Genomic DNA, 19,229 nt, shown 5'->3' with positions numbered 1-19,229 from the left:
CCATGGTGGGCGATGGTGTGTCCGGGCAGGGACATGCGACGGGGTGAAGCCGGGCAGGGACCCGGATGGCGGGGCAGGCGGGTCCATGCGGGCAGGGGGAGAGTGACGCCGGAGATGGTTCACGAAGACGGAGGCATCGGCCTGAGCGGCGGCAGGCGCGCCTTGTGGCAGGAGGAGCCGGCGGCCAGGCCGCGGATGGCGGATCCGGTGCGGACGGCCGCGGTGCGCGCGGTCATCATCGCGGCGCTGACCCTCGTCCAGGCCATGGTGGCGTTCTTCTGCACGATGGCGGGCGCCTGGTTCGCGTTCCCCGCCGTGCTCTGCACGGTCGCGAGCACGGTGGTCGCGACCTGGGCGGTGCTGGACGTCTGGGTGACGCGCCAGGTCTGGGTGCAGCGCAACGGGGTGCGCTCGCAGCCGAGCAGTACGGCTAGGAGTCTGCGCCGGGAGCGGCGGCAGGCGCGACGGGAGGCCCGCAAGGCGCGGCGGCGTCCGCCACGAGTCGGCGGCGCAGCCGCATGAACGGCCGGGGGCGGTCGACGGCGAGGGCGGCGGTGATCCGCCCGTCGCTCTCGTAGACGGCCAGGAAGCTGCGATCGCCGGGGTCGCCCTCGACGATGCGTACGGTGTCCTGCGGCCCGTGCCGGCCGGCCAGCTGGACGCGTGTTCCGTACTGGTCCGACCAGAAGTAGGGCAGCGCGGTGTGCCGTGCGACGGTGGTGCCGGCGAGCAGGTTGCGCACGGCGGTGCCGGGCTGTTCGGTGGCGCTGGTCCAGTGTTCGGTGCGCGCGCCCGCGCAGCGGGCCACGTCGCCCGCGGCGACGACCTGCGGCACGGACGTCACGCCGCCCGCGTCGCACACCACCCCGTCGTCCAGGCGCAGCCCGGAACCGGTCAGCCAGCCGGTGGCGGGGCGCACCCCGATCCCGACGATCACGAGGTCCGCGTCCAGCAGCCGCCCGTCGGCGAGCTCCACCGCCCGTACCCGGCCCGTCCCGTCGTCGCGCAGTCCTTTGACGCCCGTACCGCACAGCAGCCGTACCCCGTGATCCGCGTGCAGGTTCGCGCAGATCCGCGCCAGGTCCGGGCCGAGCTGGGGCACCAACGGCAGTGGCGCGGCCTCCACGACCGTCACCGGAAGTCCGAGTGCGGCACAGGAGGACGCCACCTCGGCGCCGATGAAGCCGCCGCCGATGACGACCACGCGCGGTGTTCCGTCATGGAGGGCGGCACGCAGCGCGCGGGCGTCGTCGTAGGTGCGCAGTACGTGCACTCCGGCGAGGGGCGGGCCCGGCAGGGTGCGCGGGGCGGCCCCGGTGGCGATGACGATGCCGTCGGTGCGCAGGGTGCGGGTCGTGCGGCCGTCGTCGAGGGTCACCGAGCGTCCCGCGGTGTCCAGTGCGGTGGCCCGGGTGCCGAGGTGCCACTCGGCGGCGAGTTCGTCCTCCTCTTCCCGGTCGGACAGCCGCAGATCCGCCAAACTCAGCGCACCCGGCGGACGTCGGGTGAGGAACGTCTTGGACAGCGGCGGCCGGTCGTACGGGCGGTGGTGCTCGGCACCGACGATCACCAGCCGCCCGTCGAACCCTTCCGCGCGCAAGGCCCGCGCCGCGTACAGTCCTGCCAGTGAGGCGCCGACGACGGTGACGGTCCTCATGCGTAGGCGTCTTCCCGTACGGCCGGCTCCCGGGCGGCGGGCCGGACATGGATCATGCCGTCCGCCTCGGTGACCTCGTGCGTACGGACGGGGCGGCGGGCCGGGAGGCAGCTGGGCCTTCCGGTGCGCAGGTCGAACAGCGCGGCGTGCAGCGGGCATTCGACCTGGCAGTCCTCCACCCAGCCTTCGGAGAGGGAGGCGTCCTGGTGGCTGCACCGGTCGTCGAGGGCGTAGAGCGCGCCTTCGCTGCGGAAGACGGCGATGGCGGGTGTGGTGGCGTCGATCTCGATCCGTACGGCCCCGCCTTCGGGCAGGTCCTCGGTGCGGCAGACGGGAATCATCTGGCCCCCTCAGCGCTGATCGGTATCATGGCGTTCTGAATAACGCATCGCGTAGCGCATTGCGCAACAGAATCCAGTCCGGGGAGTGTGCCGTCAAGGGGCTGCCGACGCTTCTTGGCCGGACCCCTTTCGACGTGCCCCGCCGGGGCCGACGGGTGGTGACGTCAGACCCCATGGCGAAGACGACCGATGCGGCCGGTGACCGGTCCGAGGAGAAGCGGGGTGCGGCCGGCTCCGTCCAGTCCGTGGACCGCGCGGTGAGCGTGCTGGAGATCCTGGCCCGGCTCGGCGAGGCCGGGGTCACCGAGATCGCCGAGGAGCTGGGGGTGCACAAGTCCACCGCCTTCCGCATCCTGGGCGTCCTGGAGCACCGCGGCCTCGTGGAGCAGGAGCACGAGCGCGGCAAGTACTACCTGGGCGCGGGGGTGTTGCGGCTGGCCGGGGCCGCCGCCATCCGGCTGGACATCTCACAGGAGGGCCAGCCGGTGTGCCGGGCGCTCGCCGACGAGACCGGGGAGACCGCGAACATCGCCGTGCTGGACGGGGACGCGGCGGTCAACATCATGCAGGCGCGCGGCGCCGCGGCGGTCACCGCGTACAACTGGCTGGGCCGGCGTACGCCGTTGCACGCGACCGCGAGCGGCAAGGTGCTGCTGGCACATCTGCCCCGGGAGCGGCGCGAGCGCCTGCTGGAGCGCAAGCTCGCCCGGTTCACCGCCAACTCCCTGACCGCGCCCGGCGCGTTGCGGCAGCAGCTGACCGCCGCGGCCGCGCAGGGGTACGCCTGTTCCTGCGAGGAGCTGGAGATCGGGCTGAACGCGGTGGCTGCGCCGGTACGGGCCCACGACGGTGCCGTGATCGGCGCGATCGGCGTCTCGGGGCCGGCGTACCGGATGGCGGAACCGCTGCTCGTGGAGCTGGCCGGGCAGGCGGTGAAGGCGGCCGCCGAGCTGTCCCGGCGGATGGGTTTCGCGGGCTGAGCGGCGGCCACCCGGTCAGAGCCTGTGGCACAGCCCCGGCCGGGGCTGTGCCACAGGCTCTCGCCCCTTGACGGATCGCCCACGGACTTCCAGCATGTCTCTCATGGCGCAACATTGCGCGTCATGGGCAACACAGGGGATTCCACCGGGCGTTCCTCCGTCTCCACGGTTCCCTGCGCCTCCTCCGGTTCCCCCGACATCCGTGCGGCCGCCCGCGTCCCGTGGACCCCGTACGCCCAGCAGTCCCCCATAACGGCATCCGTGCCAGCTCCACGCACCCGCCCCTGCCCCGCAGGCGCTGTTTAGGAGTGAGTCATGCCGCACGAAGCCCGCGCCGTCGTCGCCGCCAAGAAGGGCGCCCCCGTCGAGGTGCTGCCGATCCTCGTCCCCGATCCCGGGCCGGGCGAAGTCCTCGTCACCGTGCAGGCCTGCGGGGTGTGCCACACCGATCTGCACTACCGCGAGGGCGCGGTCGGCGACGCCTTCCCCTACCTGCTCGGCCACGAGGCCGCCGGCGTCGTCGAGGCCACCGGCCCGGGCGTCACGGGGCCGGCGCCGGGCGACTACGTGGTGCTCGCCTGGCGCGCCCCCTGCGGACGGTGCCGCTCCTGCCGCCGCGGCCGCCCTTGGTACTGCTTCGACTCCCGTAACGCCACCCGGCCGATGACCCTGCTGGACGGCACCCCGCTGACCCCGGCCCTGGGCATCGGCGCGTTCGCCGAGAAGACGCTGGTCGCCGCCGGGCAGGCGGTGCGCGCCGACCCCGCGGCCCGCCCCGAGGCCGCGGGGCTGATCGGCTGCGGGGTGATGGCCGGGTACGGGGCCGCGGTGCACACCGGGGGCGTGGGCAGCGGCGACACGGTGGCGGTGATCGGTTGCGGCGGCGTGGGCAACGCCGCCATCGCCGGGGCCTCGCGGGCCGGTGCGCGCCGGGTCATCGCCGTGGACATCGACGACGGCAAGCTGGACGCCGCCGAGCACTTCGGCGCCACCGACACCGTCAACTCCCGTGGCACCGACCCCGTCGAGGCGGTGCGGGCCCTGACCGGCGGGCACGGCGCCGATGTCGTGATCGACGCGGTGGGCCGCCCCGAAACGTTCCGGCAGGGCTTCTACATGCGGGACCTCGCCGGCACGCTGGTGCAGGTCGGCGTTCCGGAGCCGGACATGCACATCGAGCTGCCGCTGCTGGACGTGTTCGCGCGCGGCGGCTCCCTGAAGTCGTCCTGGTACGGCGACTGCCTGCCCAGCCGGGACTTCCCCGTCCTGATCGATCTGCATCTGAGCGGCAAGCTGGACCTGGAGGCGTTCATCTCGGAGACGGTCGGCCTCACGGACGTGGAGGCGGCCTTCGCGCGGATGCGGCGTGGTGAGGTGCTGCGTTCGGTGGTGGTCCTGTGAACGCCCGGCCCGGTACGGGCGGCGGCCCCACGCCGGCCCGCATCGTGATCATCGGCGCGGGCATCGTCGGCTGCTCCCTCGCCGACGAGCTGACGGCACGCGGCGCGCGCGACGTCACCGTGCTGGAGCAGGGCCCGCTGCACGCGCCCGGCGGCTCCACCTCGCACGCGCCCGGACTCGTCTTCCGTACCAACGTCTCCAAGACGCTGAGCGACTTCGCCAAGTACACCGTCGAGAAGTTCTCCGCCCTGACGGAGGACGGGCGGCCGTGCTTCGACGCCGTCGGCGGACTGGAGATCGCCGCCACCGAGGAACAGTGGGCCGAACTGCACCGCAAGGCCGGGCTCGCGGCGTCCTGGGGCATCGAGGGGGAGATCGTCGACGCCCGGCGGTGCGCCGGGCTGTGGCCGATGCTGGACGCCACGAAGGTGCTGGGCGGCTTCCACACGCCCGGCGACGGGCTGGCCAGGGCGCTGCCCGCCGCCCGCGCGCAGACCGTACAGGCGCGGGCCCGCGGCGCCCGCTTCCTGGACCGGCACACCGTCACGGGCATCGAGCAGGACGCGGGCCGGGTCACGGCCGTCGTCACCGACCGGGGCACCTTCCCCGCGGACGTCGTGGTGTCGGCGGCGGGCTTCTGGGGGCCGGTGATCGGCGCCATGGCGGGCGTGTCCGTACCGCTGCTGCCGCTGGCGCACCAGTACGTGAAGACGTCGGCGTTCGCCGGACCGGACGGCCGGCGGCCGGTCCTGCGCTTCCAGGAACGCGACCTGTACTTCCGCGAGCATGTGGAGGGCCGCACGGACGGTACGGGCCGGATCGGCATCGGCTCGTACGCGCACCGCCCGATGCCCGTCGACCCGGCCGCCCTGCCCGCCTTCGACGACGCGCCCGTGATGCCCTCCTCGCTCCCCTTCACCGACGACGACTTCGCCCCGAGCTGGGACGACAGCCGCTGGCTGCTGCCCGCCCTGGACGGCACCCGGATCGAGGAAGGCTTCAACGGCGTCTTCTCCTTCACCCCCGACGGCATGCCACTGCTCGGCGAGACGCCCGGACTGCGCGGCTTCTGGCTGGCCGAGGCGGTGTGGGTGACGCACGCGGCGGGCGTCGCCAAGGCGGTCGCCGAACAGCTCACCGAGGGGCGCCCCGCCACCGATGCGCACGAGTGTGAGATCTCCCGCTTCGAGGAGGTCCAGCTCTCCCCCGCCTACGTGGCCGAGCGCGGCCGGCAGCAGTTCGCCGAGGTGTACGACGTCGTCCACCCGCTCCAGCCGCTGCGCCGCCCGCGCCCGCTGCGCGTCAGCCCCTTCCACGCGCGGCAGCGGGAACTCGGCGCGTACTTCCTCGAAGGCACCGGCTGGGAGCGCCCGCACTGGTACGAGGCCAACGCCCCGCTGGCCGACGGCATCGCGCTGCCGGAGCGGGACGCCTGGTCCGCCCGCCACTGGTCGCCGGTCGCCGCGGCCGAGGCGCGCGCCACCCGGGAGCGGGTCGCGCTGTACGACATGACGCCGCTCAGGCGTCTGGAGGTCAGCGGGCCGGGCGCGCTGGACTTCCTCCAGTACATGACGACCAACCAGCTCGCGAAGAAGCCTGGCTCGGTGACGTACACGCTGCTGCTGGACGACGCGGGCGGCATCCGCAGCGACCTGACCGTGGCCCGCCTGGCGACCGACCGCTTCCAGGTCGGCATCAACAGCGGCATGGACCTCGACCACCTGACCCGGCACGCGCCCGCCGGCGTGCAGGTCCGCGACATCACGCCCGGCACCTGCTGCGTCGGCGTCTGGGGGCCGCGCGCCCGGGACCTCGTACAGCCGCTGACCCGCACCGACTTCGGGCACCGCGCGTTCGGCTACTTCAAGGCGAGGCAGGCGTACGTCGGCGAGGTGCCGGTGACCGCGCTGCGGCTGTCGTACGTCGGCGAGCTGGGCTGGGAGCTGTACACCAGCGCCGACCTGGGACTGCGCCTGTGGGACACGCTCTGGGCGGCCGGGCAGCCGTACGGCGTGATCGCCGCCGGGCGCGGCGCGTTCACCAGCCTCCGTCTGGAGAAGGGGTACCGCGCCTGGGGTCAGGACATGACCACCGAGCACGACCCGTACGAGGCGGGGCTGGGCTGGGCCGTCCGGATGGACAAGGGCGACTTCGTGGGGCGCGCGGCCCTGGAGGGGCGGTCGGCCGACACCGCGCGGCGCAGGCTGACGTGCCTGACGCTCGACGATCCGGCGGCGGTCGTCCTGGGCAAGGAGCCGGTGTACGTGGACGGCGCGCCCGCGGGTCATGTGACCAGCGCGGCGTACGGCTGCTCCGTCGGGCGGACGGTCGCGTACGCGTGGCTCCCGGCGCGTGCCACGGCACCCGGGACGGCCGTGCACATCGAGTACTTCGGGGAGAAGGCCGCGGCGACCGTCGCCGCCGAGCCGCTGTTCGACCCCGCGATGGAACGTATCCGCAGATAGTCCGCCCTCTGGGCCCGTACCTGGCAGCCCGCAGCCCGTCGGGTGTCCCCGCCGAACCGGGAGGTCCGCTTGTCCCCCACCTACGACGTCATCGTTCTCGGCCTCGGCGGCATGGGCAGCGCCGCGGCCCACCGCCTGGCAGCGCGCGGCGCCCGTGTGCTCGGGCTGGAGAAGTTCGGCCCGGTGCACCCCCACGGCTCCAGCCACGGCGGTTCGCGCGTCACCCGCCAGTCGTACTTCGAGGATCCGGCGTACGTGCCGCTGCTGCTGCGCGCCTACGAGCTGTACGAGGAGCTGGAACGTTCCACCGGGCGGCGGATCGCCACGCTGTGCGGCGGGGTGATGCTCGGCCGGCCGGAGAGCCGTACCGTCGCCGGGTCGCTGCGCTCGGCCCGTACCTGGGACCTGCCGCACGAGATGCTCGACGCGCGGGAGGTCCGGCGCCGCTTCCCGACGCTCACCCCGGCCGCCGACGAGATCGCCCTGTACGAGGCCAGGGCCGGGTTCCTGCGCCCGGAGAACACCGTCGCCGCACAGCTCCAGCTCGCCACCCAGGGCGGCGCCGACCTCCACTTCCAGGAGCCGGTCACCCGCTGGGAAGCGCTGCCCGGCGGCCGCGGCGTGCGGGTCCACACACCCGAGGAGACCTATACCGCCGGGCAGTTGGTGATCTGCCCCGGAGCGTGGGCACCCGCGCTGCTGTCCGACCTGGGGGTGACGTTCACCGTCGAGCGCCAGATCATGCACTGGTTCGAGCCCGCCGGCGGCATCGGCCCGTACGTCCCGGAGCGGCACCCCGTCTACATCTGGGAGGACACCGGCGGCGTCCAGATCTACGGCTTCCCCGCCATCGACGGGCCGGGAGGCGGCGCGAAGGTGGCGTTCTTCCGCCGGGGCGCCGTCTGCACGCCGGAGACCGTCGACCGGACCGTGCACGAGGACGAGGTACGGGCCATGGCCGGACAGGCGGCCCGGCTGCTGCCGTCCCTGCCCGGCCGCCATCTGACGTCCGTCACCTGCATGTACACCAACACCCCCGACGAGCACTTCGTCCTCGCGCGGCATCCGGCGCACCCCGATGCCGTGACCGTGGCCTGCGGCTTCTCCGGGCACGGCTTCAAGTTCGTACCAGTGGTGGGCGAAATCCTCGCCGATCTCGCGCTGACCGGCGGGACCGCGCATCCCGTCGGGCTGTTCGCGCCCGGACGCCTGTTCATGGCCGCGGCCTCGCCCGTCCCGTCCACCCCGTCCGCCCCAGGAGGCGTCCGATGACCCTCGCTCCCGAGACCGCCGGGACCACCACGGGCACCAGCCTCACCAGCACCCTGCCCGGTTCCCTCTACACCGACCCCGCCGTCTTCCGCCAGGAACAGCAGCACATCTTCGAGTCCCTCTGGTGCTGCGCGGTGCGCGCCGCCGACCTGCCGCGGCCGGGCGCCTTCCGTACGGTGCAGGTCGGCCGGGAGAGCGTGCTGATCGTCCGCAACCGGCGCGGCGGCTTCGGCGCCTACCTCAACGTGTGCCGCCACCGGGGCGCCCGGCTGTGCACCGACGCGTCCGGCGAGGTACGGCGCAACCTCCAGTGCCCTTACCACGCCTGGACGTACGACCTGGACGGGCGGCTGGTGGCCGCGCCCAACCTCCAGCGGATGCCGGACGTGGACCGCTCCGAACGCGGGCTGCTGCCGGTCCGGCTGCGCGAGTGGCTGGGCTATGTGTGGGTGTGCCTGGCCGACGAGCCGCCGTCGTTCGAGGAGACGGTGACCGACACGGTCGGCGAACGGCTGGGCGGCACGGAGGCGATCGAGCGGTACGGGATGGCCGGGCTGGACCTCGGGCGGCGCATCACCTACGACGTACGCGCCAACTGGAAGCTGATCGTCGAGAACTTCATGGAGTGCTACCACTGCGCCACCATCCACCCCGAACTGACCGATGTGCTACCGGAGTTCGCGGAGGGGTACGCCGCGCAGTACTACGTCGGGCACGGCGCGGCGTTCGCGGCGGAGGCCGAGGGGTTCACGGTCGACGGCAGCGGCGGCTTCGCCCGGATCGCGGGCATCGAGGAGAGCCAGGACCGCCGCTACTACGCCATCACCGTCCGCCCGCAGGTCTTCCTCAACCTCGTGCCGGACCATGTCATCGTGCACCGGATGTTCCCGCTGGCCGCGGACCGCACCGTGGTGGAGTGCGACTGGCTGTACGCCCCCGAGGTGGTGGCCTCGGGGGCGGACCTGTCGCGGTCGGTGGAGCTGTTCCACCGGGTCAACGCACAGGACTTCGCCGCTTGCGAGCGGACCCAGCCCGCGATGGACTCGCGCGCCTACCGGGCCGGCGGGGTGCTCGTCCCCAGCGAGCACCACATCGGCGACTTCCATCGGTGGGTCACTCGGTTGCTGCCGGGGAGTTCTGGGGGGCCTGATCCCGAAGGGCGGCCTGGGACTCCTGAGGCTGCTGATTCTCCTGAGACTCCGGCCGGCTCTCCGGCTCCGGCTCCGGCTCCGGCTCCGGCTGAGCCTGCGACCGGTCCTGCGTCCGGCTCTGCGGCTGCTCGTCCTCCGGACGCCGGTACATCCGCGTCGCAGTGATCTGCCCGTGCACCGGCTCCGACCCGGGGTCCTGCTGCGGCAAGCCGGGCCGCAGGTGCTCCTCGACGCTGATGTACTTCAGCCCGGCCCGCAGGTCGGCGTCGTTGCGCAGGCGGATCACCAGCGGGAACTCGGCGAGCGCGGTGGTGTCGAAGAGGCCGGTGGTGTACAGGAGCTGCACGCCCAGCGCGTCGGCGACGGCGCGCTGGAGCTCCAGCAGGTACGTCGCGTTGGCGCGGCCGATGGGGTTGTCCAGGAACAGCGTGCCCGCGTGCCGCTGCTTGTCGCGGCCGCGGTCGTTGCTGCGCAGCGCGGCCATGGTGCAGTACAGGGCGATGGCCGCGGTCAGCAGCTGGCCGCCGGAGAACACGTCGCCCATCTGGCCGACCGGGACGCGCTCGGCGCGCAGCACCGCGTCCGGCTTGAGGATCTCCACGGCCACGCCGCGCGGCTGGAGCGCCGCGCTGACCCCGCGCAGCAGCAGGGACATGCCGTCCCGCCGCAGGTCGCTGTTCTTCTTGACCGCCGAACGCGTCGCCTCGTCGATCACCTCGCCCAGCCGCTCGGTGAGCGTGGCCTGGTCCGGGTCGTCGAAGCGGATCCGCAGGAACTCCTGGCCCGACCACTCCCCCAGGCCTTCGGGCAGCCGGGACAGCCGCTGGGCGGAGCGCAGCGTGGTCAGCGACGAGTCGACCAGACCGCGCAGCCGGTCCACGATGCTGTCGCGGTTGCGTTCCAGCTGGGCGAGTTCGTCGGTGAGCACCCGCAGCCGGGGCGCGAAGGCGTCGGCCCACTTGGCGGCGTGGTCGGGCAGCGCCGCCGCCGGCAGTTCGCGGATCTGCTGCCTGGCGGGGGTGCGCACCTGCTCGTACTTGGTGGAGTTGGCGTGCCGTACCAGGACGTCGCTGGCCTCGCGGACGGCGGACTCGGCCGCCGACAGGTCGCTCGCACAGCCGCGCAGCGAACGGCGGGACTCGGCGGCGGCCTGCCGGGCGTCCTCCAGGCGGCCCGCGTACGCCTCGGGGCGCTCGCCCTCGTCCTCCTGGGTGTCGCGCAGCAGGTCGCGCAGCATGGCGGCGGTCTCGTCGAAGCCCGCGGCGGCGTCCTCGGCGGCACGGTGGGCGCGCAGCAGCTCGGTGTGGGTGGCGCGGGCGGTCTCCAGCGCGTCGTCGGCGGTGGTCAGCTCGGCGTTGGCGGTGCGCAGCAGTTCCTTCGCGCGCTCCGCGTCGGCGGGGATCAGGTCCTCGGGCAGCTCGGTGTGCGCCTCGCCGCCGGCCGGGGCGAGCCGTTCGGCCTCGCCGCGCAGGCGGCCGAGCTGCTCGCTGGCGGCGGAGGCGCGGGCCTCCAGCCGGGCGACCAGGGCTTCGGCGCGGGCGGACGCGGCCTGCCGGGACGGGCCGTCGGCGGCGTCGGGGCTGTCCAGGAGCTGTTCGGCGCGGGTGCGGACCTTGTTGGTGAGGCGGTTCAGTTCGGCGAGCGCGGCGCTCTCGTCGCCTTCGGCGCGGGCCTGTTCGGCGCGCAGGTCGGCGCCGACGCCGACCTTCTCGTAGAGCTGGGAGGCGGCACGGTAGGCCTCGCGCAGGGAGGGCAGCGAGCCGGCCGCGGGCTCGGCGCCGTCCTCGCCCATGTCGTCCGGCACGCCCGCGATCTCGGCACGTTCGGCGCGCAGCGCGTGGGCGGTGCGCCGGGCGTCGTCGGCGGCGCGCTGGGCGGTGCGGCGGTCCTCGTCGGCGGCGCGCGCCCGGTCCACGCACTCCTCGGCGCGGGCCTCCAACTCGGCGGATTCATCGGCCAGTTCACGCAGCCTGACCTGCCAGGAGGCGCGCTCTCGCAACCGGTGGGCGAGCCCGGCGAGGGCGTCGGCGACGCGGCGGGCGCGCTGCGCGGCCTCCTGCCGTTCGTCGCGCACCCGGGCGGTCTCGGCGGCCTCCTCGTCGGCCTCGGCCCGTACCGTACGGACCTCGGCCAGCTCCCCGGCGGCGGTGTCGGCGGCCGTACGGGCTTCCTCGGCGACGGTGGCCAGTTCGGCGAGGCGGCCGGGCGGGCAGCCGGTGCGCCAGGACGAGAGGCGGGCGGCCAGCGCTCGGTCGCCGGCCAGCCGGGCCGCGAGAACGCGAATCTCGTCGTCCCGCTCTATGGCGCGCGCCCGCAGCGCCTGGCGCTCCTCGTCGGCGGCGGACTCGTCGTGCATGGCCGGGTTCGGCGGGACGAGGAAGACGCCGCTGTCCTGGGCGTCGGGCGCGGGGGTCGGCGCGAGCAGGGCGGCGGCGGTGCCGACGGCGACGGTGGAGCGCGGCAGCAGCGCGGCCTGCGCGAGGACGTCGCGGGCGCGGGCGTGGGTCTCCGGGTCGGTGATGATGACGCCGTCGACCAGCTCGGGGCGGGCGGCCAGCACCCGCGTGTGGTCGGCGGGGTCGACGGACTGGGCGAGGTAGCGCCAGCCGGGCAGCGCGGGGACGCCGTGCTCGCCCAGATACTCGACGGCAGCGAGCACGTCGGGGCCCGGCGGCAGCAGGCCCCCGTCGCCCAGCGCGCCGAGGATGCGGGCGTCGTCGGCGGCGGCGGTGCGCAGGTCGAAGAGCTGGCGTTCGGCGGAGGCGACGCTCTCGTCGAGGAGTTCTTGCAGGTCGTCGGCGTTACGGTCGAGTTCTTCGGCGGTCAGGGGACCTTCGGAGGCAGGGCGCGGGACGCGGCGGGAGCCGTCGCCTTCGTCCGTTCCGTCCCCGGCGCGCTGCCCGGGCACGCCCGCCTTGGGCGCTGCCTGCGGCAGCCCGAGCAGGTCGGCGAGCCGCTGTTCGGCGCCGATCGACTCGGCGGCCTGCCGCTCGGCGTCGTACGCGCGCTCCGCCGCCTGGGCGGCGTCCTCGGCGCGGGCCGCGGCCAGTTCGGCGGCGGCCAGGCGGGTGGCGGCCTCGCGGGCCCGGTCGGCGGAGCGGGTGGCGGCCTCGCGGGCCGCGTCCCAGCCCTCGACCGTGGCCTTCTCCGCGTCCGAGGCGGCGAGCGCGGCGCGGGCCGGGTCGGCGTCCGGCGCGGAGTCGTCGAGCCAGCCGGCCCGTACGGCCTCGGCGGTCTCCTGCTCGACCTCGGCGAGGCGCTGCTTGAGGTGTTCGGCCTCGCTGCGGGCACGCTGGGCGTGGGTGGCGGCGGCGGTGGCGTCGCGGTGCGCGGTGTCGCTGGTGTCCTGGAGGGCGGCGGAGCGCTCCTCCTGCTCGTTGGCGATGCCTTCGCTGACGTCGGCGGCGCCCTGGAGGGCGCGGACCAGCTCGGTGGCGGCCTTCGTACGGGCGGCGAGCGCGGGCGCGGCGTCCCGTTCGGCCTCGCGGATCGCGGCGGCGACGCGGGTGGCCCGGTCGGCGGCGGCGCGGTGGCGCAGCACGGTCTCGGCGGCCTGCCAGGCGGAGTGCAGGGTACGGGCGTCGTTCAGCTCGCGGCGCTGGGCGGCGGCGCCCTTCTCGGCGGCGGCGAGCGCCAGCGACGCGTGCCGGTAGGAGATCTCGGCGGAGATCAGCGCGCGGCGCTCGCGGACCCGTTCGGCGTCGGTGACCGCGTGCGCGGCGGTGGCGACCTGCTCGGCGAACTCGGCGGCGCGGCCGCGCTCCTCGGTGCCGCGGGCGTGCAGCCGCCGGGCGAGGGTGCGGGTGCGGCGTTCGGCGCCGGCGTGCACGTCACGGGCGGTCTCGCGCTGCTCGGCGGCGTCCGCGATGCGCGACAGGAGGTCCAGCGAACCGGCGGTGAAGTCGCGCTCGGCGGTCAGTTCGGCGCGGCGGCCGAGCTTGTGCGCGAAGCCGTGCACGAGGTCGGCGAGGCCGTCGGTGTCGCGGGTGTCGGTGACCGCGCGCAGCAGCAGGTCGGTGAAGTCGGAGTCGTTCTTGACGGCGAAGAGGCCGGCGGCCTCGCCCTCGTCGGCGTTCATCTCCCGCTGGTAGCGGAAGAGTTCGGGGTCCAGGCCCAGTTCGCCGAGGTGCTCGTTCCACCGCTCGTGGATCTCGACCCAGGAGACGTCCAGGTTGGGGTAGTTCTTGCCGGCCTCGACCAGGGCGTCGCGGAAGCCCTTCATCGTACGGCGGCGGCCCCGGGCACCGGAGAAGCCCTCGGCGGGCTCGCCGCGCGGCCGGACGACGGTGGCCTCGGCGACCGGCAGCGAGTCCAGGCTCATCCCGGGCCCCGGACGGAAGCTGTACCAGGCCTCGGCGAACTTGCGCGGGTCGTTGGAGACCTGCCGGCCGCGCCACTCGCTGACCTTGCCGACGACGATGGACTCGCCGGTGAGGGTGTGCTGCCACTCCAGGGCGACATGGCCGCAGTCGTCGGCGAGCAGGAACTTGCGCAGCACGCCGGAGCTGGCGCCGCCCAGGGTGTTGCGGTGGCCGGGCAGCATCACCGAGAAGATGAGCTTGAGCAGGACGGACTTGCCGCCGCCGTTCTCCAGGAAGAGGACGCCGGCGGGGGCGGGGCGGCGCGGCGGGCCGACCGGTTCGTCCTCGAAGAAGTCCGCCTGCGCCGGCGCCGGGTCGGGCACGGGCGCGCCGACTCCGCGCAGGTCCAGCACGGTGTCGGCGTAGCGCGCACCGGCGGGCCCGATGGAGTAGAGGCGGACCCGGGACAGCTCGTACATGGCGGCGGACTCTCGTTGTGTGGGCGGTCGGTGGTCGGTGGACCTGCGGTCGGTGTGTCCGGTGGCCGGGTGGTGCCCGGCGCCGGGTGGCTAGGAGGAGTGGAAGGGCAGTCCCGCGTCGGAGACCAGGTCGAGGTCGTCGGTGTCCTCGGCGGGCAGCAGGCTGGCGCTGCCGTCGCCGACGGGGACGACGCCCAGCTCCAGCAGTTCGGCCATGGCGGCGCTGCCCGCCATGTCACGCACCTGGAGCTGGTAGCGGGCGGTGGTGCGGTAGGCGCCGCCGGAGTCGTCGCCGGTGCGCTGGAGGAAGCCGGAGTCGACGAGGAAGGCGACGGCCTTGGCGATGATGCCGGTGGTCGAACCGGCGAGCCGCCGCGCGTCCTTGGTGGCGCCGGTGGCGCTGCGCCGCGCGTAGGTCCGCCAGGCGGCTTCGAGGCCGGGCGCGTCGGTGGCCGGGTCGGTGTTCTCGCCCTGTTCCTCGGCGCGCTCCTCCAGGCGGCGGCACGCCTGCCGGACGAACGCGTCCACGCCGTTGACGGTGATCCGGCCGATGTACCCGTCGTCGGCGAGGTCCTCGGGGCGCGGGAAGGCCATGGCGGCCACGGCGAGGTGGGCGAGGCCGTGCAGGAAGCGGTCGGCGGAGTCGGCGGACGCGCGGCGGGCGTAGTCACCCATGCGTACGGCGAAGACGGAGTCCTCGTCGGCGGTGACGGCCATGCCGGCGCGCGGGGAGACCTCCAGGACGACCAGGCCGAGGCCGGTCGCGACGGCATCGGCCAGACGCGCGAAGGCGGGCTCGTCACGGTAGCGGCGGAGCAGTTCGCCGTACTCGGCGTCCCGGGCGGGCAGCAGCTTGGGCTGGAGCCCGAAGGAGACCAGGCGCGCGGCGTCCGCGGCGTCGGCGGGCGTCACGGGCGCGGGGCCCGAAGGCGCGGCGGCGGGGCCGGGCACGGACCATCCCGGGTGCTCCGCCCCGGCGGCCGGGTCCCCCTGCGCCGGGGCTTCGGCGCCGTCCTCGACGCCCGTTCCGTACTCACTCACGCCCGTACCTCCATGCGAACTTCCTTGTGCCGCCGTGCTGTCGGCGTCCTGCGCGCGCCCTGTCCGGCCGCCGGCATCACGCCACCTCCGAGCGGTCGGCGGCCATGCCCGCCGCGTCCAGCAGGGCCTTGCCGACGATGAGGTCGGCGCCGCCGAACTCCTCGTCCTCCAGCACGGTGCCGTCGTCGACGGCGAAGAGCAGCTGCTGTTCACCCTGGCGGTAGGCGGTGCCGACCGGCGGGCTGGCCGCGTGCACCGCCAGCAGGGCGACCAGGTACGGCAGGTCCGGATCGCTGCGGCGGGCCTCGGCGAGCAGTCCGGACAGCCGGCGGGGCGCGTCGGCGGGCAGGTCGAGCAGGGCCTGGGCGGCTTCCAGCTGTTCCTCGGAGAAGCGGCTGTCGTCCGGGGTGGCGATCAGGTCCGGCTCGGGCATCTCGGCGCCGAGGTGCTCGCGCTCGACGGGCGGCTGGAACAGCAGGCCGACCAGGTCGCCGAGCCGTACGGAGGTGCCCGTACGGAAGCCCGTGCCGCGCGCGAAGAAGGCGTCGGTGACCCGGATCGCCTGCTCGACGGGGAGCGGCAGCACCGGGGCGACCAGCTGGCCGTACAGGTCGAGGCCGGAGCGGCCGGCGGGCGGCGCGAACGCCTGACGGTCCTGCTCGGCGCGGAAGAGCGGGCCCGCCTCCAGCAGCCGGGACTGGAGCTGGGTGTGCCGGCGGATGCAGTCCCTGACGATGTCGACCAGCTCGGCGGCGCGCCGCTTGTTCTCCTGGTCCTCGGTCTCGTCGCGGGCCTTGCGGATGTTGGTGAGGATCGCGTTCTCGTGGCGGTAGCGGTCGGCGACGTGGTCGAGGGCTTCGGCGATCATGTCGGGGACGGCGCGCAGCCAGTCCACCGCGCGGACGTTGCGGCGGGTGGCATCCAGGGTGCGGCGCAGCGTCTCGGCGTACTGCACGGTGCGGTAGCGGGCCTGCTCGGCGGCGAGCTGGGCGTCCGCCAGCCGGCCGCGGCTGATGAGCACCTCCAGCTTGACCTCGGCGGCGATCTGGGCGCTCGTCACGTCCGTGTCGAGGGCGCCGACCAGGACGTTGACGGCTTCGTCGGTCGTCCGGAGGTAGACCCCGCCGCCCGGCCCCGGGACCTCCTCGATGAGCTTGAAGTCGTAGTCCCGGCGGACGTACTCGCCCTCGGGGCCGAACGTGCCGTACACGGCGCGGAAGCCGCGGTCGACGCTGCCGACGTTGATCAGATTCTCCAGCACCCAGCGGGCGACGCGCTCGTGTTCGGCCGCGGGGCGGCGCGGGGTCTGCGCGGCGATGCGCGGGAGCAGCCTGGCCACTATCTGCTCGTGGTCGGCGCCGGTGTCGAAGTCCATGTGGAGGGTGACCAGGTCGATGGCGGCGAGCGCCACCTCCGCCATCGCGTACACCCCGTACTCACCGGCGAGGTTGGCCTTGCGCGCGTCCAGGTCGTGCAGCGGCGCGGTGCACGCGAGGGCGCGCAGCCGGCGGGCCAGGCCCTCGTCGGCGGCCGGGCCCGGCGCGGGCCGGGAGGGTCCTTCGGACCGGGCCACGCCGTTGAGCTGGGACGCAGCGGTCCCCGGGGCAGGAAAAGTCACGTCGCACAGCGTAGGCGCTCGCACTGACAACGGACGAAACGGCACGGGGCCGAGGTCAGTGCGTGGCGCCTCCGACGGCCTTGATGTCCGTATTTGTACGCGCTGCGGTGGCGGCGATCACACGCAGCCCCTCGGCGACGGCGCTCACCGCGAGTGAGGGCAGCGACCGGCCGGCGACCTGATGGGGAGCGTACGGCACGTGCACGAAGCCGCCGCGCAGCGCGGGCCGCTCGGTCGCGATCAGGTGCATCAGGTCGTAGAAGACGTGGTTGCAGACGAAGGTGCCCGCGGTGTTGGAGACGGAGGCGGGCACCCCCGCCTCCCGTACGGCGGCCACGCACGCCTTGACCGGCAGCGCGGCGAAGTACGCCGCGGGGCCGCCGGGGACGATCGGCTCGTCGATGGGCTGGGCGCCCGCGACGTCGGGGATGCGGGCGTCGTCGATGTTGACGGCGACCCGCTCCACCGTCAGGTCGGGCCGGCCGCCCGCCTGGCCGACGCAGAGCACGATGTCGGGGTCGTGCGCCGCGACGGCCTCGCGCAGGGCGGTGCGCGAGCGCCCGTAGACGCAGGGCAGTTCGACGGCGGTGATCTCCAGCCCGGCCGGTGGCTCGGCGGCGGCGGCCCGCACCGCCTCCCAGGAGGGGTTGGAGCTCTCGCCGCCGAAGGGCTCGAATCCGGTGAGCAGGATGCGGGTCGTCCGCGTCATGGCGTTCCCTGTGGTTCGTGAGCCGCGCGGTGCCCCCCGGTCCGTGTGCGGTTCGTGTCGTGCGGTGCGTGTCGTGCGGTGCGTGCGGTGTGTGTCGTGCAGTGGTGAGCGGGGCGGGCGGGCGCGGTCAGAAGGCGAACAGGGCCATGACCACGATGTTGCAGCCGAGCAGCACGCCGGCCGTGGGCAGTTGGGCCTTGATCGGCCCGTACTGGTCCTTCAGCTCCAGCAGCGCCGACGGGACGATGTTGAAGTTGGCCGCCATCGGGGTGACCAGCGTCCCGCAGAACCCGGCGAGCATGCCGATGGCCAGGACGGCGGGCGCGTCGCCGTGGAAGTGCTCGATGAGCACCGGCCAGCCGACCGCCGCGGTCATCACGGGGAAGGCGGCGAACGCGTTGCCCATGATCACGGTGAACAGGGCCATGCCGATGCAGTAGACGACGACCGCGACGTACAGGGAGTCCTCCGGCAGGACCGAGGTGGCGAGCTTGCCGACCTGGGTGCCGACACCGGAGAGCTGGAAGATGGTGCCCAGGGTGGCGAGCAGCTGCGGCAGCAGCATCGCCCAGCCCATCGACTCCAGCATGGAGCGCCCGGCCTGCACGGGGACCGATATCCGCTTCTCGCGCAGCATGATCATGCCGACGACGAGGGCGACGACGGCGCCGATGCCGAGCCCCAGGATGGTCTCGCTGCCCTCCTGGAGGATCGGTTCGCCGCCGATCGAGAGCTTTTTGACGAGGACCGCGCACACCAGCGCGACGACCGGGATGGCCAGCGCGGGCACGAACAGCTTGTTGCCCAGCTTCAGGGCGCTGGCATCGCGCTGTTCGGGCGTGGTGGTGCGCGGCGTACCGCGTCCGGTGAAGCCGAAGCCGGCCAGCAGCACCATGATCAGGACGGCCGCGCCCAGCGGTTCGGCCGGGGCCTTCTTCTCGACGACCCAGCTGCTGTAGATGAAGCCGGCGCCGAGCAGGCCCCAGAAGGCGGTGGTGCCCAGCCGCTTGGGGTTGCTGCGGTCGGTGAGCATCTGGGAGGCCATCACCAGGAAGCTCAGGCCGACGAGCCAGTAGAACCACTCTGCTTTGATCACTTGGCTGCTCCCTCGGCGACGGGCTCGATGTTGGCGGCGACCAGTTCGCGTTCCAGGTACCGGTCCAGGCGCAGCAGCCGCCAGCCGTGCACGGCGAAGGCGCACAGCGCGGAGGGGATCGCCCACAGCGCCAGGTGCAGCGGCTCCAGGTGGGTGTTGTACGTGGTGTTGACGAAGCTGGTGATCAGCAGGATCGAGCCGACCGCGAGGAAGACGTCCTCGCCGAAGAACAGCCCCACGTTGTCGGCGCTCGCGGAGAACGAGCGGACCTTCTCCCGGCCCTTCTCGGTCAGCCGCCCGTGCTTGCGCTCGGCGGCGCCCTCGGCCATCGGCACCGCCAGCGGGCGCACGGTCTGCGCGTGTCCGAAGACGTGCGTCAGCCCGACGGCCGCGCCGATCTGCCGCATGCCCAGGTAGAGGGCGAGGAAGCGGCCGGTGGTCAGCTTGGCGAAGCGGGCGATCAGCCGGCGGGCCTGCTCCTGGAGGCCGTAGCGCTCCAGCAGGCCGATCACCGGGAGGGTGATCGCGAAGATCGTCACCGCCCGGCTGCTCGCGAAGCCGGTGCCGAAGGCCGCCAGGACCTCCTGCGGCGACAGGCCGCCGAGCAGACCGGTGACGATGCCCGCCACGCCCACGACCAGCAGGGCATTGCGTTTGGTGGCGAAGCCGACCACGACCACGAGCACGCCGAGAAGCACGATCATGGGTCCGCCTTCCG

The 19,229-nt window shown here is 74.0% G+C and carries 13 protein-coding genes and 1 pseudogene; 6 read left to right on the top strand and 8 right to left on the bottom strand.

Annotated elements, in window-relative coordinates; all coding sequences use genetic code 11:
- Positions 1 to 12 precede the first annotated feature (12 nt).
- On the top strand, positions 13 to 522 hold the full coding sequence (locus JXZ78_RS40735; protein ID WP_372498418.1) for a hypothetical protein: 510 nt from the start codon (positions 13 to 15) through the stop codon (positions 520 to 522).
- Here JXZ78_RS40735 and JXZ78_RS13340 read toward each other — a convergent pair.
- Together JXZ78_RS13340 and JXZ78_RS13335 are read right to left on the bottom strand one after the other, a co-directional pair.
- Positions 431 to 1,657: an NAD(P)/FAD-dependent oxidoreductase gene (locus JXZ78_RS13340; protein WP_238783081.1), complete on the bottom strand. Its 1,227-nt coding sequence runs from the start codon at positions 1,655 to 1,657 to the stop codon at positions 431 to 433. The two genes, JXZ78_RS40735 and JXZ78_RS13340, sit on opposite strands and share 92 nt — an antisense overlap.
- Positions 1,654 to 1,998, bottom strand: a complete 345-nt coding sequence (locus tag JXZ78_RS13335; protein ID WP_030018116.1) for a bifunctional 3-phenylpropionate/cinnamic acid dioxygenase ferredoxin subunit — start codon at positions 1,996 to 1,998, stop codon at positions 1,654 to 1,656. Before JXZ78_RS13335 ends, JXZ78_RS13340 begins: the two co-directional genes overlap by 4 nt.
- 173 nt (positions 1,999 to 2,171) lie before the next feature.
- Here JXZ78_RS13335 and JXZ78_RS13330 point away from each other — a divergent pair, with 173 nt between their 5' ends.
- The 5 genes and pseudogenes from JXZ78_RS13330 to JXZ78_RS13310 form a co-directional block, all read left to right on the top strand.
- Positions 2,172 to 2,978: an IclR family transcriptional regulator gene (locus JXZ78_RS13330; protein ID WP_030018117.1), complete on the top strand. Its 807-nt coding sequence runs from the start codon at positions 2,172 to 2,174 to the stop codon at positions 2,976 to 2,978.
- Positions 2,979 to 3,293: 315 nt separating this feature from the next.
- Positions 3,294 to 4,379, top strand: a complete 1,086-nt coding sequence (locus JXZ78_RS13325) for an S-(hydroxymethyl)mycothiol dehydrogenase (RefSeq protein ID WP_030018118.1) — start codon at positions 3,294 to 3,296, stop codon at positions 4,377 to 4,379.
- A complete protein-coding gene (locus tag JXZ78_RS13320; RefSeq protein ID WP_030018119.1) occupies positions 4,376 to 6,844 on the top strand; it encodes a GcvT family protein in 2,469 nt (822 codons plus the stop codon). The genes JXZ78_RS13325 and JXZ78_RS13320 overlap by 4 nt, the downstream gene beginning before the upstream one ends.
- A gap of 69 nt (positions 6,845 to 6,913) precedes the next feature.
- Positions 6,914 to 8,116, top strand: coding sequence for an N-methyl-L-tryptophan oxidase (gene solA, locus JXZ78_RS13315; protein WP_030018120.1), 1,203 nt, complete (start codon positions 6,914 to 6,916; stop codon positions 8,114 to 8,116).
- Positions 8,113 to 9,183: pseudogene (locus tag JXZ78_RS13310) on the top strand (aromatic ring-hydroxylating oxygenase subunit alpha); the annotation flags it as partial. The gene solA and the pseudogene JXZ78_RS13310, both read left to right, overlap by 4 nt.
- Positions 9,184 to 9,229: 46 nt before the next feature.
- Here the strand turns inward: JXZ78_RS13310 and JXZ78_RS13305 are convergent.
- The 6 genes from JXZ78_RS13305 to JXZ78_RS13280 all read right to left on the bottom strand — a co-directional run bounded on the left by JXZ78_RS13305 (position 9,230) and on the right by JXZ78_RS13280 (position 19,215).
- The gene (locus JXZ78_RS13305) at positions 9,230 to 14,047 is read right to left on the bottom strand and encodes a coiled-coil domain-containing protein (RefSeq protein WP_238783080.1); all 4,818 of its coding nucleotides are present in this window, start codon (positions 14,045 to 14,047) and stop codon (positions 9,230 to 9,232) included.
- A gap of 90 nt (positions 14,048 to 14,137) precedes the next feature.
- Positions 14,138 to 14,998 (bottom strand): hypothetical protein, encoded by an 861-nt coding sequence (locus tag JXZ78_RS13300; protein ID WP_238783086.1) that lies wholly within the window; start codon positions 14,996 to 14,998, stop codon positions 14,138 to 14,140.
- Positions 14,999 to 15,164: 166 nt separating this feature from the next.
- The gene (locus JXZ78_RS13295) at positions 15,165 to 16,706 is read right to left on the bottom strand and encodes a membrane protein (protein WP_030018124.1); all 1,542 of its coding nucleotides are present in this window, start codon (positions 16,704 to 16,706) and stop codon (positions 15,165 to 15,167) included.
- A gap of 55 nt (positions 16,707 to 16,761) precedes the next feature.
- Positions 16,762 to 17,415: a pyroglutamyl-peptidase I gene (pcp, locus tag JXZ78_RS13290; protein WP_030018125.1), complete on the bottom strand. Its 654-nt coding sequence runs from the start codon at positions 17,413 to 17,415 to the stop codon at positions 16,762 to 16,764.
- Between the two features lie 127 nt (positions 17,416 to 17,542).
- Positions 17,543 to 18,511, bottom strand: a complete 969-nt coding sequence (locus JXZ78_RS13285; protein WP_030018126.1) for a DUF979 domain-containing protein — start codon at positions 18,509 to 18,511, stop codon at positions 17,543 to 17,545.
- Positions 18,508 to 19,215, bottom strand: coding sequence for a DUF969 domain-containing protein (locus tag JXZ78_RS13280; RefSeq protein ID WP_030018127.1), 708 nt, complete (start codon positions 19,213 to 19,215; stop codon positions 18,508 to 18,510). Before JXZ78_RS13280 ends, JXZ78_RS13285 begins: the two co-directional genes overlap by 4 nt.
- Between the last annotated feature and the right edge of the window lie 14 nt (positions 19,216 to 19,229).

The organism is Streptomyces monomycini (assembly GCF_022271435.1).
GTDB lineage: Bacteria > Actinomycetota > Actinomycetes > Streptomycetales > Streptomycetaceae > Streptomyces > Streptomyces monomycini.
The sequence above is the reverse complement of the archived record's forward strand: the minus strand, read 5'-3'. Positions and strand labels throughout refer to the sequence as shown.